The 21,914-nt window shown below is 55.8% G+C and carries 17 protein-coding genes and 1 other RNA gene; 9 read left to right on the forward strand and 9 right to left on the reverse strand.

Annotation, left to right across the window (positions count from 1 at the left end):
• Window positions 1-12 precede the first annotated feature (12 nt).
• The 7 genes from A8O29_RS03445 to kbaZ form a co-directional block, all read right to left on the reverse strand.
• On the reverse strand, window positions 13-1,167 hold the full coding sequence (locus A8O29_RS03445; RefSeq protein WP_125352388.1) for an SIS domain-containing protein: 1,155 nt from the start codon (window positions 1,165-1,167) through the stop codon (window positions 13-15).
• 299 nt (window positions 1,168-1,466) lie between these two features.
• A complete protein-coding gene (gene nagA / locus A8O29_RS03450; RefSeq protein ID WP_125352386.1) occupies window positions 1,467-2,600 on the reverse strand; it encodes an N-acetylglucosamine-6-phosphate deacetylase in 1,134 nt (377 codons plus the stop codon).
• Window positions 2,597-3,031 carry a PTS galactosamine/N-acetylgalactosamine transporter subunit IIA gene (gene agaF, locus A8O29_RS03455; RefSeq protein ID WP_125352384.1) on the reverse strand — a complete coding sequence of 145 codons (435 nt, stop codon included), beginning with the start codon at window positions 3,029-3,031 and terminating at the stop codon, window positions 2,597-2,599. Before agaF ends, nagA begins: the two co-directional genes overlap by 4 nt.
• Before the next feature lie 18 nt (window positions 3,032-3,049).
• Window positions 3,050-3,928, reverse strand: coding sequence for a PTS N-acetylgalactosamine transporter subunit IID (gene agaE / locus A8O29_RS03460; protein WP_110510523.1), 879 nt, complete (start codon window positions 3,926-3,928; stop codon window positions 3,050-3,052).
• Entirely contained in the window at window positions 3,918-4,697 is a 780-nt protein-coding gene (agaW, locus tag A8O29_RS03465; protein ID WP_125352382.1) for a PTS N-acetylgalactosamine transporter subunit IIC, read from the reverse strand. The genes agaE and agaW overlap by 11 nt, the downstream gene beginning before the upstream one ends.
• Window positions 4,698-4,707: 10 nt before the next feature.
• Window positions 4,708-5,181 carry a PTS N-acetylgalactosamine transporter subunit IIB gene (gene agaV, locus A8O29_RS03470; protein ID WP_110510521.1) on the reverse strand — a complete coding sequence of 158 codons (474 nt, stop codon included), beginning with the start codon at window positions 5,179-5,181 and terminating at the stop codon, window positions 4,708-4,710.
• Between the two features lie 19 nt (window positions 5,182-5,200).
• Window positions 5,201-6,487 carry a tagatose-bisphosphate aldolase subunit KbaZ gene (kbaZ, locus tag A8O29_RS03475; RefSeq protein ID WP_174081216.1) on the reverse strand — a complete coding sequence of 429 codons (1,287 nt, stop codon included), beginning with the start codon at window positions 6,485-6,487 and terminating at the stop codon, window positions 5,201-5,203.
• Window positions 6,488-6,737: 250 nt separating this feature from the next.
• On the opposite strand from kbaZ, the gene A8O29_RS03480 reads away from it, so the two are divergent.
• Window positions 6,738-7,547, forward strand: a complete 810-nt coding sequence (locus tag A8O29_RS03480; RefSeq protein WP_125352380.1) for a DeoR family transcriptional regulator — start codon at window positions 6,738-6,740, stop codon at window positions 7,545-7,547.
• 3 nt (window positions 7,548-7,550) lie between these two features.
• Here the strand turns inward: A8O29_RS03480 and ampR are convergent, their stop codons facing one another.
• Window positions 7,551-8,423 carry a LysR family transcriptional regulator AmpR gene (gene ampR, locus A8O29_RS03485; RefSeq protein WP_125352378.1) on the reverse strand — a complete coding sequence of 291 codons (873 nt, stop codon included), beginning with the start codon at window positions 8,421-8,423 and terminating at the stop codon, window positions 7,551-7,553.
• Window positions 8,424-8,551: 128 nt separating this feature from the next.
• Between ampR and blaBUT the strand changes: the two genes are divergently transcribed.
• Complete coding sequence (gene blaBUT, locus A8O29_RS03490) at window positions 8,552-9,703, forward strand: BUT family class C beta-lactamase (protein WP_125352376.1); 1,152 nt, start codon at window positions 8,552-8,554, stop codon at window positions 9,701-9,703.
• Window positions 9,704-9,755: 52 nt separating this feature from the next.
• Here blaBUT and garD read toward each other — a convergent pair whose 3' ends face one another.
• Entirely contained in the window at window positions 9,756-11,327 is a 1,572-nt protein-coding gene (gene garD / locus A8O29_RS03495; RefSeq protein ID WP_125352374.1) for a galactarate dehydratase, read from the reverse strand.
• A 361-nt stretch (window positions 11,328-11,688) separates the two neighbouring features.
• Between garD and A8O29_RS03500 the strand changes: the two genes are divergently transcribed.
• From A8O29_RS03500 to A8O29_RS03530, 7 genes are all read left to right on the forward strand, one after another.
• On the forward strand, window positions 11,689-13,020 hold the full coding sequence (locus A8O29_RS03500) for an MFS transporter (RefSeq protein WP_125352372.1): 1,332 nt from the start codon (window positions 11,689-11,691) through the stop codon (window positions 13,018-13,020).
• 15 nt (window positions 13,021-13,035) lie between these two features.
• Window positions 13,036-13,806 (forward strand): 2-dehydro-3-deoxyglucarate aldolase, encoded by a 771-nt coding sequence (gene garL, locus A8O29_RS03505; RefSeq protein ID WP_125352370.1) that lies wholly within the window; start codon window positions 13,036-13,038, stop codon window positions 13,804-13,806.
• A gap of 29 nt (window positions 13,807-13,835) precedes the next feature.
• Window positions 13,836-14,726, forward strand: coding sequence for a 2-hydroxy-3-oxopropionate reductase (gene garR, locus A8O29_RS03510; protein WP_125352556.1), 891 nt, complete (start codon window positions 13,836-13,838; stop codon window positions 14,724-14,726).
• Window positions 14,727-14,786: 60 nt separating this feature from the next.
• Window positions 14,787-15,932, forward strand: coding sequence for a glycerate 2-kinase (gene garK / locus A8O29_RS03515; protein WP_174081217.1), 1,146 nt, complete (start codon window positions 14,787-14,789; stop codon window positions 15,930-15,932).
• A gap of 32 nt (window positions 15,933-15,964) precedes the next feature.
• Window positions 15,965-16,343, forward strand: an RNA gene (rnpB, locus tag A8O29_RS03520) — RNase P RNA component class A.
• Between the two features lie 482 nt (window positions 16,344-16,825).
• The gene (locus tag A8O29_RS03525; protein ID WP_159465006.1) at window positions 16,826-19,351 is read left to right on the forward strand and encodes an EAL domain-containing protein; all 2,526 of its coding nucleotides are present in this window, start codon (window positions 16,826-16,828) and stop codon (window positions 19,349-19,351) included.
• The gene (locus A8O29_RS03530) at window positions 19,351-21,912 is read left to right on the forward strand and encodes a bifunctional diguanylate cyclase/phosphodiesterase (RefSeq protein WP_125355041.1); all 2,562 of its coding nucleotides are present in this window, start codon (window positions 19,351-19,353) and stop codon (window positions 21,910-21,912) included. The genes A8O29_RS03525 and A8O29_RS03530 overlap by 1 nt, the downstream gene beginning before the upstream one ends.
• The last annotated feature ends 2 nt before the right edge of the window (window positions 21,913-21,914 follow it).

A 21,914-nucleotide genomic window follows, 5' to 3' on the forward strand; every position in this document is an offset into this window, starting at 1 on the left:
GCTGCGATCCTCTTAAGCAATCCATGGATGAATGACGACGCCCTGCACCACGCGGTTGACCGTGCCGTTGGCAGACGGAGTATCCGGGGTATTGCCGACGCTGATGGACTGCGTGAGGGCAAACACCTGCGCGTACATCAGGAAGCAGAACACCTGCTCCATGTCGATGAAGTGACGAGAAGGGGGAAGAAGAATGTGCGGACCCGCTTCGATAACCGGATCGGTCTGGGCGGCAATGGCTACGACGCGGCTGGCCTGACGATCGCGGCGTAGCTCGTTGAGCAAATCGAGATCGTACTGGCGGGTGTACGGGTGGCTGGAGATAAACACCACCACCAGCGTTTCGCTATCGACCAGTGATTTTGGGCCATGACGAAAACCGGTTGGCGAGTCATAAAAAGCCACCATTTTCCCGGCAGTCAGCTCCAGTACTTTCAGGGCGGATTCACGCGCTGCGCCCTGCAAACCGCCGCTGCCGAGATATACAATGCGTTTCCAGGCTTCCTGACCAAACACGCCGTGATTGAAATCGCCGAGCGAGCTAAGAATGGCCTCGCAGCGTTGCGCCACATCGCGGAACGTTTGGCTGTTGATGGCTTCCGGGGCGAACACCGCCAGGCAGCTGACCATCATGGTGGTGATGCTGCTGGTCATCGCGAAGCCGCGATCGTGCGTTTCGGCAGGCATCAGCAGCGCGAAGGCGTTATCGCTGTCGAGCGCGTTCTGGTACAGGCTTCCGGCTTCGTTACAGGTGATCGAAAGGTGATAGCACTCCGGTACAAACTGGTTCGCCAGCTCAACGGCGGCCACGCTTTCCGGGCTGTTGCCAGAACGGGCAAAAGAAACCAGCAGCAGCGGGTTCGCTGCGCTCAGATAGTCCATTGGGTTAGAGACCAGGTCAGTGGTCGGCACCGCGCTGATATTTTGCCCGGTGTGGCGTGACAGCCATGGCGCGATGATATCGCCGATAAACGCCGAGGTGCCGGCGCCGGTCAGGACTATCCGCAGATCTTTTTTACGCAGCAGCGGTGCGAGGAAGTTGTCGAGCTGGGATCGGATCTTGTCGATATGCGTGAGGGAGCGGATCCAACTGGTAGGCTGCTGACGGATCTCTGCTTCTGTCCAGGTGCCTGTGGCAGTCGCGGGAGAGGTGTACGTTTCTGACATAACTCATTCCTTAGTCATGTGAATTCCACATCGGAAGCGGGCAATTTGCCGTTATCTTTCGTTTCGTTTCACTTGTTCACATAAGCCGTTAAATAAAATCTATAGAAAAGAAATTGAAACTTCAATGAAAGAAAGTGAAATAAAACGAAAACTGTGATCGAAAGCGTCATCGTGTAGTTAACGCATTGAAATTTAATGGTTATGTTTATGGTTGTGAAAAAAGAGAAAAATAGAAGGAAAGGAAAAGAAAGACCCGGGCGAGGAGCGCACGCGGGCCAAAGGGACACACAGTGAAAGCTCTATAGGGGGAGAGCCAGACCCTGAATCCAGATTTGATGCACATGAAGCCCGGCATTGAGCGCAATAATATTGGCCTGTTTGCCAGGCTTGAGCGAGCCGAGCTGATGGTCGACTCCCAGCAGGCGTGCGGGGTGGAGCGACGCCATATGGATGGCATCCTCTGGCGCCACACCGGCCCGTTCAACCATGTTTCGCACGGCGGCATCCAGCGAAAGCGTGCTGCCCGCCAGACCGCCCGACGCGGTTCGCACAATTCCGTCGTGCATCTCCACGTCTTCGCCGCATAGCGAATAGCGTCCATCCGGCATCCCGGCGGCCTGCATGGCATCGGTAATCAGCACCACGCGATCGCGAGCGCAACAGCTGCATAGCCGGAGCGCCGCCGGATGAACGTGGTGCCCGTCTGCGATAAGCTCCAGCCATGCACGGGAGTCGGTTAACCCGGCGCCCACCATACCGGGCTCCCGATGATGCAGGCCCGTCATGCCGTTAAAGCAATGCACCAGCCCATCAGCACCGGCGTCAAATGCCGCACGCGTCTGGTCATACGTGGCTGCGCTATGGCCTAGCATCACTTTGACGCCGTGCTGTTTCAGGTGGCGAATGGCTGACAGCGCATTCGGTTTTTCCGGGGCCAACGCCACCACGCGCAGCGTTTGTCGTGAGACGGCAATCAGCGTGTCGAGTTCGGCCAGCGTCAGTTCGCGGAACAGTTCTGGCGGATGCGCGCCTTTATTCTGCGGTGTGAAATAGGGCCCTTCGAGATAGCTGCCGAGCACCTGCGCACCCCGGCCGCCTGATGCATAACGCTGTGCTATTCGTTCCAGCGCCCCGTGAATCGCCTCCACCGGGGCCGTTACGGTCGTCGGTAAAAAACCACCCACGCCTTCACGCGCCTTATACATCGCCAGTCGGTCGAGGGTATCCGGCGCGTCGTCCATCACATCGACACCCGCACCGCCGTGAACGTGGGTGTCGATGTAGGCCGGACACAGCAGTTCGGCATCACGCGCCATCACGCCTGCGGGAATCGGCTCGATGGCGGTGATGATGCCGTCCTCAATACGAAGCTGATGATCGTCCAGCCAGCCCCACTCGCTCAGCAGGCGTCTGGCGCGTAATACTTGCGTCATATTCCTTCCTCAACGGGCTTTTCCTCGCGACAGCGCCCCAGTTCATCGACCAGGCTGGTCAGCCCACGGTGCCCGCACTCCAGCGCCTGGACGCGGAACGTCTCGCTGTCTAAGCCTTCTCGCTCCAGCACCATTTCCAGCAGCAGCTGCAAATTAGTGCCGGTAATCACTTCGCGGCCAGGCTTTTGCATCGCCAGCGTAGAGGCGACGCGAAACGGCGTCCCACCCAGCAGGTCCGTCAAAAATACAATCTCCTGCTGACTGTCCAGCGCGTTCACCGCCTGCTCAAGTTGTGACGTGAGCAGGGAGGTAGAGGACGTCTCCGGAAAATCGATGGCAATAAACTGTGACTGTTCGCCAAGGATTTGCTTCATCGCTTTTTCCATTCCGCTGGCAAACCCGCCGTGGCCCGTCAAAATAATACCCAGCATCGCAATACCTCTTTACCGTTACAGGAAGTGACAGAATTTACCGACGACGCCAAGCACGACGGTGATACCAATCAGGCGCAGCGGACTCCAGCCACGGCGCACCAGCCAGAACATGCACAGGGTGTAAACCAGCGGCAGAAACGCAGGCATCAGCTTATCGATAACGTCCGTTTGCAGCTTCACCACCGCATCACCGGCGGTGATTTCCAGGGTCGTATTCAGACGAACATAGGTCGCCACCAGCGCGCCAATCACCGTCATCCCGACAATCGATGCCGCGTGCCCCACTTTTTTGGTATTGGCCTTAATCAGCGGAATCGCCGCCACGCCCATCCGGTACGCGTAGTGCGCCAGCCCAAAACGCAGGCCGAGATGCACCACGTTAAACAGCACCAGGAATATCACAGCGCCGAGAATCGAGCCTTGCAGAGCGAGACTTGCCCCAATGCCGCCGCAAATCGGTAGCAGCGTCAGCCAAAACATCGCATCACCAATGCCGCCGAGCGGGGCGCCAACGGCAATTTTGGTGCTCTGAATGCTGTTCACGTCCTGTTTCGAGCGCTCCATCGCCAGGATGATGCCGATAACAAACGTCACCAGGAACGGATGGGTATTGAAGAATCCCATATGGCCTTTCATGGCGCGCGCCAGGTCCCGCGGGTTGGTGTGGATTTTTTTCAGGGCGGGCAACAGACCGTATAGCCAACCGGAAGCCTGCATACGCTCGTAGTTAAACGAGGCCTGCAACAGCATCGAACGCCAGGCCACGCGGTTTATGTCTTTTTTGGTCAACTCCGCGCCGAGCTTCTGATCTTCATAGATATTTTCATTCACGCCCGTAAGCAGGGTCTCTTCTGTTTCGACGACGCCCGGCAGTGTGGTTTGATTAGATGCCATCTTCGAATTCCTCTTTCTGTGCTGCCGGAGCAGTCGGTTCAGGAGATTTACGCAGCAGATCGATTAGCGCCATCGCCAGCGCCGCAGCGGCAATCGCCAGCACCGGCAATTTCAGCCAGGCCGCCGCCACAAAGCCAAGGATGAAATACGGGATGTAGACGTTCTTCATCATGATTTTCAGCAACACGGCGAAACCAATCGCAGGCATGATGCCGCCAGCAACGCCGAGGCCGTCAATCAGGCGGGTCGGCAGCACATCAATGGCGGTTTTGGCGTGTTCGGCCCCGAAGTAAATCGGCAGGAATGCGCAGAGAAAATAGAAGATACCGAGCGCCAGCAGCGCCAGATAGTTAACCCGCTCGATACCCCGCGTGTCGGCGTTGGCCGCCATGCGATCGCAGCGGGACATCACGCCGGACATCACCGAGAACAGGAACGTGATCCCCATTTGCACGGCAACCGCAAACGGCACGGCGACGCCCACGGCAACTTCTGGTTTCACGCCGGTCGAAATCGCAAATGCGGTGCCGACGATGGTGCCGATAATCACGTTTGGCGGCTGGGCACCGGCCAGCGGGGCGAGGCCCATCCACACCAGTTCCAGCGTCCCGCCGGTCAAAATACCGGTGTGCAAATCCCCCAGAATCAAACCGACCAGCGGCCCTAGCACCACCGGGCGGTGCATGTGCGTTAACCCGTTGAACATATCCAGGCCTGCGATAAAGGCCAGAATGCCCAACGCAAAAGCCTGTAGAAGACTGATTTCCATTGTGAATCCCTCAGAGCAGTTTAAAGAGATCCAAAGCGGGTTCAGTCGGCACGCCCTGTACAAAGCACTCAACCCCGGCAGCTTTCAGGCCGCTGAAGGCGGAGATGTCGTTGGCGTCGACGGAGACCGTTTTGGCAATTTGCTGTTTGCCATTGGCGTAGTGCATGTTTCCTACGTTGATACGCGTCACCGGGACGCCGCCATCGACCAGCTTCAGAAAATCGGCGGGAGACTTGCAGACCAGCAAAATCTTCTGGCGGTCTGCGGCGCGGTGAATGTTGTCGATAACTTTTTGCAGCGACCAGAAGCGAACGGCGATACCTTCTGCCAGGACCATCTCCATCAGGTTTTGCTGAACCGGATCCTCAGCCACCTCATCGTTCGCCACCAGCACCAGATTTGCCCCCGCAAATCCGACCCACTGAACGCCGACCTGTCCGTGAATCAGGCGTTCGTCGATACGACTCAACACAATGTTTGGCATAGTGTTTTCCTCTTTATTGTTATGCGTTCTCGCCCTGACAGGCCGCGTGGTACTGTTGCAGTATGTCCTGGATATGGTCGATGATGAGTTCGCGCGGAGTCGCACTGAGACCGGCTTCGCGGACTTTTACATACTGCAACGGCAGGTACTGGCTGATGAGCGGCAGCGGAATGGGCTCGTCGGCCAGATTGCGCACCAGCCGTGCAAACGCGTCATCAATCTGACTGTCCGGCCAGTAGTAGCGCACCCGGTCTGAATAGCTGTAACCGCGGGCCAGTCGACGGGTATTACCGTCGCCGTGATAGTGGCTTTGCCAGTATTCCGGGTGGTCGAGCATGACGTTTTCCAGCACGTGACGCAGGTCAGAGCAGGCTTTAGCGGGCAGCAGTTCTTCTTCAATTGCGGCCAGTGAGAACAGCGCTTCGCGCAGGGCAAAGGTCAGCGCCGGGCCAACTTTCAGGATCGCGAAGTGATCTTTCACCAGCTGGCGCAGCGCGTGTGGGGTCTGGTAATCCGTGGAGTGCGCTTCAAACACCAGAGTGTCGAACGCTTCAACCATGTGACTCAGGGCCACGGCTTTCTGTGGCTGATAGTCGATGATATGGGTGTGATCGAATTCGACGCCGGGCTGCACGACGAGGGCGATAATGCGTGGCCAGATAGCATTCAGGCCCTGTTTTTCGAAGGCGTGACGATGGGCTTCGAGCGTGGCCCGCGCCGCATCGGGCGTGGTAACCGCCAGCTCGGTCAGAGCTTCGTGTGCGCCACCGGGAACCGGCACTTCGGTGCCGATAACGTACACCAGGTCAGATTCGCCAAACTGTTCGCGGCAGGTTTCCTCGGCAATTTTTGCCAGCCGCGCGGCGCGTTCGGCCACGATGTCATCGGTTAGCGGAACCGGATCGCCTTCGCAGGACATGCTGCAATCGAGGTGGATTTTTTTAAAGCCCGCCGCAACGTAGCTTTTGATCAGCGCATCGGCGTTCAGCATGGCCTCTGCGGCCGGAAGATTTTGCCAGCGATTTGGGCCCAGATGATCGCCACCGAGGATCAGCTGCGACTGCGGAAAATCGAGCGTGTCGGCAAGCTGGTACACAAAGCCGCGAAAATCTGCCGGGGTCATACCGGTATAGCCGCCAAACTGATCGACCTGGTTTGAGGTGGCCTCGATCAACAGCGGCGTCTGCTGCGTGCGGGCGTAACGGATTGCGGCTTCAAGGACCAGCGGATGTGCGGAACAGACGGCATAAATCCCGTTGCTGTTTCCCTGCTTATGCTGTTGCACCATTTCTGTCAGATGTTTCACTTTCCTCTCCATTTCGGATGGTGACGACATTCATCTTTCGTTTTGTTTCACTTAATCCTGCATCATGCTGCTATAAAAATAAAACGAAAGATAATAGTTTTCCGATCTGTTTCACAAAAGAAACATAATGAAAGGTTTCAGCGTCAGAATGGTCACGGTCTGACCGGCTTGCAGGGCTTGCATTCCGGCAAAAGAAAGGCGTTAATAGTTAAAACGAAATGAAACGAAAGTTTTTCTTAAAGGAGCTCTTATGAGCAGCAGCGATTTGTCCGCGGAAAAGCGCATTAGCGGAACCAGCGAAAGGCGTGAGCAGATTATCCAGCGGTTGCGACAGCAGGGAAGCGTGCAGGTGAATGACCTCTCCGCCGCATATGGCGTCTCGACGGTGACGATTCGTAACGATCTGGCCTTTCTCGAAAAGCAGGGCATCGCGGTGCGCGCCTACGGCGGGGCACTGATCTGCGAAGGGAATGGATCGGCCCATGAGCCGTCGGTGGAAGACAAAAGTGCGCTCAATACCGGCGTGAAGCGCAGTATCGCCCAGGCGGCGGTAGCGCTGATAAAACCGGGTCACCGCATTATTCTCGACTCCGGCACCACCACCTATGAAATCGCGCGCATGCTGCGTCAGCACGCGGAAGTGATTGTCATGACCAACGGAATGAACGTTGCCAATGCGCTGCTGGAAGCTGAAGGGGTGGAACTCTTAATGACCGGCGGGCATCTGCGTCGTCAGTCACAGTCGTTTTATGGCGATCAGGCCGTGCAGTCATTGCAGAATTACCATTTCGACATGCTTTTCCTCGGCGTGGATGCCATCGATACCGATCGCGGCGTCAGCACCCATAATGAAGATGAAGCCCGCCTCAACCGCAGTATGTGCGAAGTCGCTGAGCGGATAATCGTGGTGACCGACTCCACCAAGTTCAACCGCTCCAGCCTGCATAAAATCATTGATATGCCACGGATTGATATGATCATCACCGACGAAGGCGTACCGGCTGAAAGTCTCACCGAATTGCAGCGGGCAGGCATCGAAGTGGTACGGGTAAAGGGGTAAACCTTACACACTCTGATTCACCAGCCAGCGGGCGAAATCATCCATCGCCGGGGTTTGTGGGCGAGACTGCAAACGCGTGAGCCAGTAATCGCCGAGGTTAATCTGGCAATCAAACGGCTGCACGATGCGTTCGCTGTTGAGCAGGTGCGTGAACATATTCACCGGCGCGATGGCGACGCCCATTCCGGCCTGGGCGGCTTCGAGCATCGTCACCGATGAATCAAAGACCATCACCCGATGCGTGGGCGAAGGAGATTGTTCACCTGCCGCCTCGAACCAGGAATTCCATTCATCGCGTCGATATGAGCGCAGCAGCGTGAACTGTAGAATATCGCCCGGCGTGCGCAGCGCCGCAGCCCGTTCGGGGCTGCACAGCGGTCCCAGCGGGGCCGGGCACAAAAACGTGGCGTCGGTGCCGTGCCAGGCGCCGTTGCCGTAGCGAATGGTGTAATCCAGCCCTTCAGCGGCCGGGTCGACCCGGTTATTGTGCGTGGATAACTGCAAATCGATATACGGATAACAGCGCCGGAAATCCTCGAGCCGGGGAAGCAGAAACCCAGTGGCAAAGGTGCCCACCACGCCGACCTTCAGCTTTTCTCGTTCATGGGAAACCGCAAACCTGTCCAGCATCCCCGCGATGCGATCGAACGAATCGTTCAGCACCGGCAGCAGGCTTTCACCTTCCGTCGTCAGCCGTAGTCCGCGCGAAACGCGAACAAACAGCGGGCAGTTCAGATGTTCTTCCAGCGCTTTGACCTGCTGGCTGATGGCCGAATGGGTGACGTTGAGCTCGATGGCGGCATGAGTAAAGCTAAGGTGTCGCGCTGCGGCTTCGAACGCACGCAACGAATTTAGCGGGATGTAGCTACGTGTCATGGGTTTTCCGTTAGAAAATCTTAAGGCTACTGCTAAATTTAATCGTTTGTTCGCCACAGTCAAATCCCGCAGACTGAGCGCGTCTGATGTGCCGGACCCTCTGTCATGTTACTTATGGAAGATTTTCAATGATGAAAAAAACACTCTGCTGCGCGCTGGTTCTGAGCGCCTCTTTCTCCGCCTTTTCCGCACAAAAAACATTGAGTGACAAACAGTTAGAAGAGGCTGTCAATCAAACGCTTAAACCGATGATTACAGCCCAGGCCATTCCCGGCATGGCGGTGGCGGTGATTTATCAGGGCAAGCCGCACTACTTTACCTACGGCGTGGCCGACATCGCGAAAAATCAGCCGGTGACGACACAGACGATTTTTGAGCTGGGCTCCGTGAGTAAAACTTTCACCGGCGTGCTGGGCGGCGATATCGTGGCGCGCGGGGAAGTGAAGCTGAGTGACCCGGCGACGAAATACTGGCCAGAACTGACGGGCAAGCAGTGGCAGGGCATCACGCTGCTGGATCTGGCGACCTACACCGCCGGCGGCTTGCCGTTGCAGGTGCCGGATGAGGTCGATAATCAGGCCGCGCTGCTGAAGTTTTACCAGAACTGGCAGCCGGACTGGGCGCCGGGAACCCGTCGTCAGTACGCCAACTCGAGCATTGGCCTGTTTGGTGCGTTGGCAGTGAAACCGTCCGGGATGACGTTTAACGATGCGATGCGCCAGCGCGTTCTGCAACCGCTGAACCTGAAACATACCTGGCTCACCGTTCCGGCCAGTGAAGAAAATCATTACGCCTGGGGCTATCGTGACGGCAAAGCCATGCACGTCGGGCCGGGCATGCTGGATACCGAAGCCTACGGTGTCAAATCCACCATCGAAGATATGGCGAGCTGGGTGCAATACAACATGAACCCGCAGCAGGTGAAACAGCCGACGCTGCAAAAAGGGCTGGAGATTGCGCAGTCGCGCTACTGGCGCAGCGGCAGTATGTATCAGGGCTTAGGCTGGGAAATGCTGAACTGGCCGGTTGCGGCGGCGACCGTCATTAACGGCAGCGATAACAAAGTGGCGCTGGCGGCTTCGCCCGTGACGGCCATTGAACCGCCGGTTGCGCCGGTGAAAGCCTCTCTGGTGCATAAAACCGGGTCGACCAACGGCTTCGGCGCGTACGTGGCGTTCATTCCTGAAAAACAAATCGGCATCGTGATGCTGGCTAACAAAATGTATCCGAATACCGAGCGGGTTAAAGCGGCAAATACTCTTCTCAACACGCTGCAATAAGCGGATAAAAAAGGCCCGGCGGTGCGTTCACTGCCGGGTTTTTTGTTTGTTGTCAGGTCACGGGCGCGGGGTTAAACACGGCCAGCTGATTGTGCAGCCCCCACTGGTCGGAAAATGTCTTTTTACGCCCGCTGGCGACGTCCAGAATGAAGTGGAATAGCTTCCAGCCCACATCCTCAATACTCTCTTCGCCGGTGGCAATCGTCCCGGCATTGATATCCATCAAGTCATACCAGCGGTTCGCCAGTTCTGTGCGCGTCGCCATCTTAATCACGGGAACGGCCACCAGACCGTACGGCGTGCCGCGCCCGGTGGTAAACACCTGCACCGTGATCCCGGAAGCTACCTGCTGCGTGCCGCAGACAAAATCGCTGGCGGGAGTGGCGGCGTATATCAGGCCGCGTTTGGTTGGACGCTGGCCCGGAGAAAGCACTTCGACAATTGCGCTCTGGCCGGATTTGGCAATCGATCCGAGGGCTTTTTCCACCACGTTCGCCAGGCCGCCTTTTTTGTTACCCGGCGACGGGTTCGCGCTGCGGTCGGTTTTCCCCATATCGAGATAGTTATCGTACCAGGCCATCTCTTCCAGCAGGCGTTTGCCGACCTCTTCATTGATGACGCGCGGCGTCAGCAGATGAATGGCGTCGCGCACTTCGGTGACTTCCGAGAACATCACCGTGGCGCCGCAGCGCACCAGCAGGTCGGAGGCGTAGCCCACCGCCGGGTTGGCGGTCACGCCGGAAAACGCATCGCTGCCGCCGCACTGCATGCCGACTACCAGTTCGGAAGCCGGGCAGGTTTCGCGCTGACGCTGGTTGAGTTTCACCAGATGGCGTTCGGCGACCTGCAAAATATCGTCGACCATGGAGCGGAAGCCAACGTGCTGTTCGTCCTGTAAACGCACGATGCTGGCGCTGTCGACCGGAATGGCCTGCACATCTTCCGTACCTTGCAGCAAACGTTCGGGCTGGAGTTTTTCACAGCCTAATCCAACCACCATGACTTCGCCGCCGAAGTTGGGGTTGAGCGCGAGGTTGTGAATGGTGCGAATTGGCACGACCGCTGCCGGGGCGTTGATCGCCACGCCACAGCCGTAAAGATGGTTGAGGCCGACCACGCCGTCGACGTTCGGGTATTGGGGCAGCAGATCGCGTTCGATGGTTTTCACCACGTAATCCACCACGCCCGCCACGCAGTGCACGCTGGTGGTGATGCCGAGCAGGTTTTTGGTGCCGACGCTGCCGTCGGCGTTGCGATAGCCTTCGAAGGTGTGGCCCTCCAGCGGCGGCAACGGTTCCGGCACGCGGGTCGCCAGCGGCAGGGTTTCCAGCGGCGGCGCTTTGGGCAGTTCGACAGTGGATTCATCAATCCAGCTGCCTTGCACAATATCGCGCACCGCATAGCCAATCACTTCGCCGTAGCGCACGATTTCGCCGTGGTGCGGAATATCCACCAGTGCGACTTTGTGCCCCTGCGGAATATGTTCAATCAGCGTCAGACCATCCGCAAAACGTGTTCCGGCTTTTAATCCGTTATCGTTCACAATAATGGCGACATTATCGGTGTCGTGCACTTTTATATAAAACGCCTGCGGCGGCGATTGTCGGATTTCGATCTCTGCCATTGTCCAGTATTCTCCAGCAAAAAATGTTGAAGCGAAATAAAGCGAAAAAGGTCACTGGAATAAAGAATGTCAGGAGTAAGGCAGCGATAATGTGACGCAGATCACCTCTTATTATCAGGCCCTGCGCGTGAAGGCGAGGGAACGTCGGATCTGTGTGGCAGCGCCCATCATCCTGTGCAGATGCCCGAAAGCCATTGGTGAAGTCTTATTTATATTGGCAGATTGCACAATGTGTATTCCCCGGGGCTTACATATACTGAATGGCAATTTCATTGTGTCTGCCGCGTTTAATAAAACAAAAGCAGAATTAAAACATCTTACAAAATAAAAATAATAATGCCCTGTACCCGAGGATAATAACATGATGCTGGACAGTGCTGTTGAATCGAAAAGAGGAATAAATACCCGTTATTTAATTCTGCTGATTATCTTTATTGTCACCGCGGTGAATTACGCCGATCGGGCCACGCTGTCGATTGCGGGTACCGAAGTGGCGAAGGAGCTTCAGCTCAGCGCGGTGTCGATGGGTTACATCTTCTCCGCGTTTGGCTGGGCTTACCTGCTGATGCAGATCCCCGGCGGCTGGTTGCTCGATAAGTTTGGCTCTAAAAAAGTGTACAGCTACAGCCTGTTTTTCTGGTCGCTGTTCACCTTTATGCAAGGCTTTGTCGGTGTCTTCCCAATTGCCTGGGCCGGAATTTCGATGTTCTTTATGCGCTTTATGCTCGGGTTTTCGGAGGCACCGTCATTCCCGGCCAACGCCCGCATTGTCGCGGCGTGGTTCCCGACCAAAGAGCGCGGCACCGCGTCGGCGATTTTTAACTCGGCGCAGTATTTTTCCCTCGCTATTTTCTCTCCACTGCTGGGCTGGCTGACCTTTGCCTGGGGCTGGGAGCACGTGTTTACGGTGATGGGCGTGATCGGTTTTGTGCTGACCGCGCTGTGGGTCAAGCTGATTCATAACCCGACCGATCACCCTCGCATGAGCGAGCAGGAGCTGAAATACATCTCCGACGGCGGCGCGGTGGTGGATATGGACCACAAAAAGCCGGGTGCCGCGTCGAACGGCCCGAAAATGCACTACATCAAACAGCTGCTGACCAACCGCATGATGCTTGGCGTGTTCTTTGGGCAATACTTTATCAACACCATTACGTGGTTTTTCCTTACCTGGTTTCCCATTTATCTGGTGCAGGACAAAGGCATGTCGATTCTGAAAGTGGGGCTGGTGGCGTCCATTCCGGCGCTGTGCGGCTTTGCCGGTGGCGTGCTGGGCGGCGTGTTTTCCGATGCGCTTATTAAGCGCGGGCACTCCATCACCTTCGCGCGGAAGGTACCGATTGTGCTGGGAATGCTGCTCGCGTCGACGATTATCCTGTGCAACTACACCGATAATACCGTGCTGGTAGTGGCCCTGATGGCGCTGGCCTTTTTCGGAAAGGGCTTCGGCGCGTTGGGCTGGCCGGTCATTTCCGATACCGCGCCAAAAGAGATTGTCGGCCTGTGCGGCGGCGTATTTAACGTATTCGGTAATGTCGCCTCGATTGTCACGCCACTGGTGATTGGTTATCTGGTCAGCGAGCTGCACTCGTTCAACGCCGCGCTGGTGTTTGTCGGCTGCTCAGCCCTGATGGCGATGGTCTGCTACCTGTTTGTGGTGGGCGACATTAAACGTATGGAACTGCAGAACTAAGCAAAGGGTGAAACGATGACGAACGAATGCTTCCCGAACAAATTCAAGGCCGCGCTGGCTGCCCATCAGATCCAGATTGGCTGCTGGTCGGCGCTGGCAAACCCTATTAGCACCGAAGTGCTGGGGCTGGCAGGTTTCGACTGGCTGGTGCTGGACGGCGAACATGCACCGAATGATATTTCCACGTTTATCCCGCAACTGATGGCGCTGAAAGGCAGCCCGAGCGCGGCGGTGGTGCGCGTGCCGACCAACGAGCCGGTGATCATTAAGCGCCTGCTGGATATTGGTTTCTATAACTTCCTGATCCCGTTTGTTGAGACGCAAGAGGAAGCGGCGCTTGCGGTGGCGTCGACCCGCTATCCGCCGGAAGGCATCCGTGGCGTATCGGTGTCCCATCGCGCCAACATGTTCGGCACCGTGCCGGACTACTTCGCCCAGTCGAATAAAAACATCTCCATTCTGGTGCAGATTGAAAGCCAGACCGGCGTCGATAACGTCGATGCCATCGCGGCCACCGACGGCGTAGACGGGATTTTCGTCGGCCCAAGCGACCTCGCCGCCGCGCTCGGTCATCTGGGCAACGCCTCTCATCCTGATGTGCAGAAATGCATTCAGCACATTTTTGCCCGCGCCAAAGCGCACGGTAAACCGAGCGGCATTCTGGCCCCGGTTGAAGCGGATGCCCGTCGCTATCTGGAGTCGGGCGCGACGTTCGTTGCCGTCGGCAGTGACCTCGGCGTGTTCCGCTCCGCCACCCAAAAACTGGCTGACGCCTTTAAAAAATAATCACCACCGTAATTGAGAAGGAAAAAATGATGACGATGAAAGTGGGCTTTATTGGCCTGGGCATTATGGGCAAACCGATGAGTAAAAACCTGCTGAAAGCGGGTTACTCGCTGGTGGTGTCAGACCACAATCCGCAGTCGGTCGCGGAAGTGATTGCCGCTGGCGCGGAAGCGGCCGGTTCGGCAAAAGACATCGCCGAACAGTGTGACGTTATCATCACCATGCTGCCGAACTCACCGCATGTGAAAGAGGTCGCGCTGGGCGAAAACGGCATCATCGACGGCGCGAAGCCGGGCACGGTGCTGATTGATATGAGTTCTATCGCCCCGCTGGCGAGCCGTGAAATCAGCGAAGCGTTGCAGGCCAAAGGCGTGGCGATGCTGGATGCGCCGGTCAGCGGCGGTGAACCGAAGGCTATCGACGGCACGCTTTCGGTGATGGTCGGCGGTGACAAAGCGATTTTCGACCGCCACTACGATTTGCTGAAAGCGATGGCGGGCTCGGTGGTACACACTGGGGATATCGGTGCGGGTAACGTGACCAAGCTTGCCAACCAGGTGATTGTGGCGCTGAACATCGCCGCGATGTCCGAAGCGCTGACGCTGGCCACCAAAGCGGGCGTGAACCCGGACCTGGTGTATCAGGCGATTCGCGGCGGCCTGGCGGGCAGCACGGTGTTAGATGCCAAAGCCCCGATGGTGATGGACCGTAACTTCAAGCCCGGTTTCCGCATCGATCTGCACATTAAAGATCTGGCGAACGCGCTGGACACCTCGCACGGCGTGGGCGCACAGCTGCCGCTGACGGCGGCGGTAATGGAGATGATGCAGGCGCTGCGCGCCGACGGTCACGGCAACGACGACCACTGCGCCATCGCGTGCTACTACGAAAAATTGGCGAAAGTGGAAGTCACTCGCTAAAGGACAGGGCGCGGGAACGTGCCCGATAATTCTGCCTCGCGCGGTAACAGGCAACGCACTATGAAAATCGTCATCGCTCCAGATTCTTATAAAGAAAGCCTCCCGGCCTGCGAGGTGGCTCTGGCCATCGAATCAGGGTTTCGGGAAATTTTCCCCGATGCGCAGTATGTCAAAGTCCCGGTCGCCGACGGCGGCGAAGGCACCGTTGAAGCGATGATTGCCGCCACTCACGGAACGGTAAAAACCTCGCGCGTCACCGGCCCGTTGGGCGAACCGGTGGATGCGATGTGGGGCATTTCCGGCGACGGCCTGACGGCGTTTATTGAAATGGCGGCGGCCAGCGGCCTGTCACTGGTACCTGCGGCGCAGCGTAATCCGCTGTTAACCACTTCGCGCGGCACCGGCGAGCTGATTTTGCACGCACTGGAGCAGGGCGCGAAAAGCATCATTATCGGCATCGGTGGCAGCGCCACTAATGACGGCGGGGCGGGTATGGTGCAGGCGCTGGGCGCGCGTTTATCCGCTGCCAACGGCAAAGAGATAACGGTGGGCGGCGGCGGCCTGATAAGCCTTAATAGCATTGATATTTCAGGCCTGGACCCGCGCCTGGCGACGTGTTCGCTGCGGGTCGCCTGTGACGTTACCAATCCGTTAACCGGTGAACTGGGCGCATCTCGGGTCTTCGGCCCGCAAAAAGGGGCCACCGAGGCGATGATCGAGGAACTCGACGCCAGCCTGGCGCACTACGCAGAGGTCATCAAAAAATCGCTGCATATCGACGTGCTGAACGTGCCCGGAGCGGGCGCGGCAGGTGGAATGGGCGCGGCGCTGATGGCATTTTTGGGCGCAGAGCTGGGGCGCGGGATCGAGATCGTGACGCAGGCGCTGAATCTTGAAGAGCATATTCACGACTGCTCGCTGGTGCTGACCGGTGAAGGGCGCATCGACAGCCAGAGCATTCACGGCAAAGTGCCCGTTGGCGTCGCGAGCGTCGCGAAAAAATACCATAAGCCGGTGATCGGCATCGCCGGGTGCCTGACGACGGACGTGGGCGTGGTGCATCAGCACGGCATTGATGCGGTGTTCAGCGTGCTGACGCAAATCGGCACGCTCGACGAAGCGTTTCGTGGCGCATTCGACAATATTCAGCGCGCCTCGCGCAACGTGGCCGCGACGCTGCAAATAGGGATGCGGCTCGAAGGGTGACATTGCCGCGCAAACCCTCTATACTTCGCGCCGAAGCTGACCAGACAGTCGCCGCTTCGTCGTCGTCCTCTTTCGGGGGGAGACGGGCGAAGGGGAGGAAAGTCCGGGCTCCATAGGGCAGGGTGCCAGGTAACGCCTGGGGGGGAAACCCACGACCAGTGCAACAGAGAGCAAACCGCCGATGGCCCGCGCAAGCGGGATCAGGTAAGGGTGAAAGGGTGCGGTAAGAGCGCACCGCGCGACTGGCAACAGTTCGTGGCACGGTAAACTCCACCCGGAGCAAGGCCAAATAGGGGTTCACAAGGTACGGCCCGTACTGAACCCGGGTAGGCTGCTTGAGCCAGTGAGCGATTGCTGGCCTAGATGAATGACTGTCCACGACAGAACCCGGCTTATCGGTCAGCTTCAACTTCTTACAAAACCCCGCCTCGGCGGGGTTTTTGCTTATGTGCATGATGAAAACATTGCCCGGCGGCGCAAGCTTGCCGGGCCTACGATGTATTGTGCGAAAACGTTATTGGATTTGTATGGAAGTGGTAGGCCCGGTAAGCGTCAGCGCCACCGGGCAAAAAACCGCGCGGTTCAACATCCGAATATAATAAATATACCCGAAAATTTAATTTTATATTTCCCACCCAAAAACGATAACGCACGTTTATTATTAAACGACTTACTAATGGCGCGTTTTATTGTGCGTGGTAACCTTATTGGTGTAATACCCTCAGGTTGTGCTGCGTGCATTATTCCTCTTTCCTGGCGGTAAACCTATTTTCCGTTAATCACCTGCATTTTCCGACAGCTCCCCATGGTCCCCTATGATTTTACGTTATTTTAAAACTTCATCATTTTCTCTGACCGGAGCTGTCAGAACCTTATTCATTGCATTTTATTGCATGGTGTTTGCTATTGTTTCAACGGTGGTCTATCTCGACCGTCAGAGTCTGCTGGACACCATCAGCCACAACCTGTTTGTTTCCAAGACCAGCCTGCTTAAAACGGCGGTTGAGGATTACATTAATATTCCGCATCAGGCCGATTCGGTACTGAGAGACACGTTCAAACATTATCAGACTGACAATATCGCCGTTGGCGATGTTTATGACGATATCATGAACGTGATGAACGATGTCTTCCAAAGCAACGTCGACCTGAATGTGTTGCAGTTTGGCAATCTTAAGGGTGATTACATCGGCATCAGCCACCGAAGCGACGGCGGTAAAGAAGAGTATCTGACCTTAAAAGATGCCTCAACGCACGACGTTCTGGTGTCGTACGCCGGGTCGACCACGCGTTCAACGGTGGTCATGCAGAACCCGCATTATACGATGCACAATCGACCGTGGTATCAGCCGGTGAATGAGTATAAGAAGCCGCTGTGGACGCCAGTGTATCGTGACCTCAGTACCGAAAAAGAAGTGGGAATTGCCTACAGCGTGCCGGCTTTTAATAGCAAGGGGCAATATATTGGCGTGATTGCCAGTGAACTGCATCTACAAAACTTGAGCAAAATGCTGCGCCGCCAGCGCCCGTATCGGGAGAGTAATTTACTTATCCTGGATGAGCGTGATCAGATTGTGGCCTCATCCTCGAACAACCTTGCACCGCCCGTTCATTCAGAAATGGTGCTGCCAACGCTGACCAAAAATACCTCACCGATGATTAAGGAAATCGGCAAATCACTTCTGGCAGCCAGCCCGAATGAGGTGATTAATATCAAGCTTGATGGTGACCGTTATTACGCCACGCGTTTTCCCGTTACCGATGCGTCCGGCGAATTAAAATGGCAGGCGGTGGTCATCATTCCGGCATCGGCGATTATCGCGACCGTAAAGCTGCATGATAACGTCATGATTGTGGCGTTGATCCTGACCTTCTTGCTCAGCGCGGCGCTGGTCCACGTGGTGCTTAGCCGCATTACCTCGCCGTTAAGCCAGATTGCCCAGCGCACCAAAGAGCTGGAGTCCGGGCAGTGGACCGAAGGCAACTGTAACTACCAGTTCCAGGAGATCGCCGAGCTCGAATCCGGCTTTAAGCATTTGTCGCAGCGGTTGACGGACAGCTTCGAAGAGATGCGTAAAAAAATCGAATTTGACCCCACCTCCGGTCTTTATACCCGTAGTGGCTTATTAAATGATGAGCGGATTTATCACCATCATAATTTGATCGCGCTGGTCCACGTGACCAATATGAAGTCGATCATGAATACGCTGGGTAATAAATATGCGGATGAATTTATTGCTGAGTTTATGCGACAGGCGGAAGCCGTTCTGCCGACCAATATTATTGTGGCTCGCGATAATATTGATAAATTTATCATCGTTTTCCCGGGGATAAACCAGGAGAGCGATTACGTTAAATACCAGAATATTATCAACTCGCTGTTCTCGCTGAATAATAAGTCAGGCAAAAGCGGGAAGGGAAATATTCTGTTTGGCGGTAACGCGGGGATGGTGCTGCAGGATATTAAGCCAGAGACGATCACCGATATCTTGATGCATGCCTGGATAGCCCTGCGTCACGCTGAAAAATCGGGCAATGCCCAAACGCGGCTCTATCAGCCTGAAATGCTGGAAGCGGAGCTGACCAATATTCGCCTGCATGATTCTCTTGGCAGCGCGATGGCCAGCAATGAACTGTACCTGGTGATCCAGCCGATTGCCGGACAGGATGACAGCGCATCGTGCATGGCCGGTGAGTGTCTGGTGCGCTGGCACTCTAAAAAGCTCGGCGAAATTCCGCCACAAGATTTCATTCCCGTGGCCGAAGAAAGTGGGCTGATAATCCCGCTGGGCCGCTGGATTATTGAAGAAGCGTGCCGCGAACTGGCCGCGATGATTGCGCGTGGCGCACCGAAAGATTTCCGCCTGCACATCAATATTTCGGCGATTCAACTGCTGCAAAACGGTTTTGCCTGGCATCTGATGGATACCATCCAGTTGCATGGCCTGCGCAACGAAAACATCTGCATTGAGATTACGGAAGGCGGGCTGGATCGCGATATGACTCAGGCTTCGCAGGTGCTGAACTATCTTCGTCGCCACAATATTTGCATCTGCCTGGATGACTTCGGCGCCGGTTTCTCCAGTATGTCCTATTTGCACTCGATTCCTTTCGACAGCATCAAAATTTCTAAGCATTTGATTTCCAATCGACTGAACAGTGAGAAGAGCATTTGTGTCTTTAATTCATTGTTAACGCTGGCGAAAGGTTTCCAGGTGCCGTTGATTGCGATCGGCATTGAGGATGAAGACACCCGGGAGCATTTCTTCGCCCTCGGCTGCGATCAGGTGCAGGGCTACTATCTTGCCCATCCTGCGCCGTTTTCCTCTTTGTTTTATGGTTCTGAACCGGTCGCCAGTGATAAGGACGCTACAGCGCTGACCCCTCAACATGACAGCGCTGGTCAGGAGACTCATTGATGTTCCGCATGCTTAAAACCCGCTCGATCTCCTTTGCGAGCACGCTCATCCTCAGCCTGATGGTCTGCACTGTCATCATGATGTTGTTGTTTTTCTTCCTCCAGCGCCGGGACATCAGCAGCTGGTATACGGAAATGGCGCAAAAAACGCTGACCCAAAAAAGTCAGTATCTTAGCCACCGAATTGATATGTATCTGAACGAGCCTCAGCGTGCGGCCGAGCTGATGTCTGATTTGGTGAATGCGTCTTCGGGCATTGATTCTCCTGCCGTTGAGCAACAGCTGCGGCATGTGCTGGCGCATGATTTTGTCTCTTCAGATACGATTTCACGGATTGGGCTGGCGACGGCAGACGGGAAGTACATCGCGTATGAAAGAGATAAAACAACGGGGGTTATCTTCCCGATCAAAACCTCGCCGACCGCGCGTGACCGATTAGATATTTACCGCTCGGCGTCGAGGGATTCAGATATCGTCGACCACGTTGAGCACTACAATATTTTCTCGCGTCACTGGTTTATTAAAGCGATGACGCAAACCCGGCCTTTCTGGTCCAAAAATTACTATCACATGTCGACCAGCAATGGCCAGGCGATGAGCTGGCGTATGCCTTTATATGACAACAGCCGGGCCTTCCAGGGCGTTGTTTTTGCTGATATTAACCCGACGGTTATCAGCATGTACCTCACAAAATCGGCCCCGACGTCGGACAGCACGCTGTTGCTGTTGGACGATCAGCAGCAAATTATTTCGTCTTCTCGGGCGCAATATCTCGCGTCGGCCGATGAAAATCACAAAGGACAGCACGTCAAACTGCACAGCATCTACACCTTCCCGATGCTGAAATCTCTGCTGCAGGGTGAAAACGAACTGTCCGCGACATCGAAAGTCGTTACCCATAATGGCAAAGGCTATTTTGTGATAACACATCCGGTTCGCGACCGGGTGGGGCAGTTTAACGGTTCGCTGGTGCTGATAGCGCCGAATCTGCATCCTTACACCCTGTATAAAGCGTCTCATTTCATGACCCTCATTGTGCTGTCGGCACTGGCGATGTTCTTTATGCTGGTGATGATTATGTTGGTGAGAAACTTTTTCCATCCGCTGCAACGGCTGGTACAGAAAACTCGCTGGCTTGGCAAACAGTCGTGGGAACCGGCGGAACAGGGCACGTTGTTCACGGAAATCGCGGTGCTCGAAGAGGAACTCAGCAAGGCGTCTGGCCTGATAACCGGCATGCTGGATGAGCAAAAGCAGCGAATTGAAAAAGATAAAGATACCGGCGTTCTGACTCGCGAAGGCTTTTTGAACGAGCCGACGCTGTATGACGGCCGCAATTTATTAGTGATGATCCGCGTGACTAACTTCCGCGATATGCGCAGCACATTGGGCCATGCGTACGCCAGGAATTTTGTTCGCTTCTTTGCGCAGAGCCTGATTCAGCTTGCGCCCGCGGAGAGCATTTTTTGCCGCTACTCAGAAGACTTATTCATCGTGACGTTCCCGGGTCACAACGAGCAAAAAGATATCGATACCTATTGGGGGCTGATCTCGTCGTTGTTCCAGGATACGCCAACCCGACAAATTCATGACGTTCAGGAAGACGCGTCACACGTTTTCACCGGTCAGGGCGGGGCGGTGCTGGAGACCATCACCCGAGGCAATCTGGTCGATTGCATGATGAATGCAGGCCTGGCGTTGCAGCAAATCCGCACCGGCTCCAATCGCGAATATGTGCTGTTCACCCCGGAGATGCGGGAAAGCGAACTCAACAATATCCGCATGTTCCAGGCGCTGCGTGAGGCCCTGATGAACAATGGATTCCATCTGGTCCTGCAGCCGATTGTCGAGCTGGACAATACCGACACCTTTACGGAAGGTGAGTGTCTGATTCGCTGGCAATCAGCCGAGCTTGGTTTCGTACCGCCGGACGTGTTTATCGGCCTGGCAGAGCGCACCGGCACCATTATCCGTCTGGGCCGTTGGATTATCGAAGAAGCCTGTCGTGAACTGGCGGCGTTTATCGCTCGCGGTGCGCCGGAAGACTTTAAGCTGCACATCAATATTTCGGCGGTGCAGCTCCAGCAGACCGATTTCTCCTCGCACCTGTTGACCTGTATCCAGCATAACGGGCTTATCAACAGCAATATTTGTCTGGAAATCACCGAAAGCGTGCTGCTGCAAAACAGCAAAAAGGTCATTGAAACGCTTAACTATCTGCGCCGTCTGGGGCTGTCTGTCGCCATTGATGATTTTGGCAGCGGCTATTCAAGCCTGTCCTATCTGCATTTGCTGCCTTTCGATTGCCTGAAGATCGACCGCGATTTTGTGAAAGGTGTGCTGGATGACCATAAGAGTGAGGCCATCATTTCGTCGGTGATTATGCTGTCGCAATCCTTCGGCGTACCGCTGGTTGCTGAGGGGATTGAGACCGTGGAAATGGGAGAAAAACTCGAGTCGATGGGATGTGTGAAAGCGCAGGGGTATTACTACTCGCGCCCACAGCTGTTCTCGGCTTGGGTACCGCAGGATGGGGTGATTACGGTGAAGGCTAACGGGTAAGC

The organism is Scandinavium goeteborgense (genome assembly GCF_003935895.2).
Classification (GTDB): domain Bacteria; phylum Pseudomonadota; class Gammaproteobacteria; order Enterobacterales; family Enterobacteriaceae; genus Scandinavium; species Scandinavium goeteborgense.

What these genes read in the sequence shown, in the direction of transcription:
- garD (WP_125352374.1), bottom strand. Translation starts at nt 11,327, where the DNA reads ATGGCAGAGATCGAAATCCGACAATCGCCGCCGCAGGCGTTTTATATA.
- blaBUT (WP_125352376.1), top strand. Translation starts at nt 8,552, where the DNA reads ATGATGAAAAAAACACTCTGCTGCGCGCTGGTTCTGAGCGCCTCTTTC.
- agaE (WP_110510523.1), bottom strand. Translation starts at nt 3,928, where the DNA reads ATGGCATCTAATCAAACCACACTGCCGGGCGTCGTCGAAACAGAAGAG.
- A8O29_RS03530 (WP_125355041.1), top strand. Translation starts at nt 19,351, where the DNA reads ATGTTCCGCATGCTTAAAACCCGCTCGATCTCCTTTGCGAGCACGCTC.
- garL (WP_125352370.1), top strand. Translation starts at nt 13,036, where the DNA reads ATGACGAACGAATGCTTCCCGAACAAATTCAAGGCCGCGCTGGCTGCC.
- garK (WP_174081217.1), top strand. Translation starts at nt 14,787, where the DNA reads ATGAAAATCGTCATCGCTCCAGATTCTTATAAAGAAAGCCTCCCGGCC.
- A8O29_RS03525 (WP_159465006.1), top strand. Translation starts at nt 16,826, where the DNA reads ATGGTGTTTGCTATTGTTTCAACGGTGGTCTATCTCGACCGTCAGAGT.
- A8O29_RS03445 (WP_125352388.1), bottom strand. Translation starts at nt 1,167, where the DNA reads ATGTCAGAAACGTACACCTCTCCCGCGACTGCCACAGGCACCTGGACA.
- nagA (WP_125352386.1), bottom strand. Translation starts at nt 2,600, where the DNA reads ATGACGCAAGTATTACGCGCCAGACGCCTGCTGAGCGAGTGGGGCTGG.
- A8O29_RS03500 (WP_125352372.1), top strand. Translation starts at nt 11,689, where the DNA reads ATGATGCTGGACAGTGCTGTTGAATCGAAAAGAGGAATAAATACCCGT.
- ampR (WP_125352378.1), bottom strand. Translation starts at nt 8,423, where the DNA reads ATGACACGTAGCTACATCCCGCTAAATTCGTTGCGTGCGTTCGAAGCC.
- agaV (WP_110510521.1), bottom strand. Translation starts at nt 5,181, where the DNA reads ATGCCAAACATTGTGTTGAGTCGTATCGACGAACGCCTGATTCACGGA.
- agaF (WP_125352384.1), bottom strand. Translation starts at nt 3,031, where the DNA reads ATGCTGGGTATTATTTTGACGGGCCACGGCGGGTTTGCCAGCGGAATG.
- agaW (WP_125352382.1), bottom strand. Translation starts at nt 4,697, where the DNA reads ATGGAAATCAGTCTTCTACAGGCTTTTGCGTTGGGCATTCTGGCCTTT.
- garR (WP_125352556.1), top strand. Translation starts at nt 13,836, where the DNA reads ATGACGATGAAAGTGGGCTTTATTGGCCTGGGCATTATGGGCAAACCG.
- A8O29_RS03480 (WP_125352380.1), top strand. Translation starts at nt 6,738, where the DNA reads ATGAGCAGCAGCGATTTGTCCGCGGAAAAGCGCATTAGCGGAACCAGC.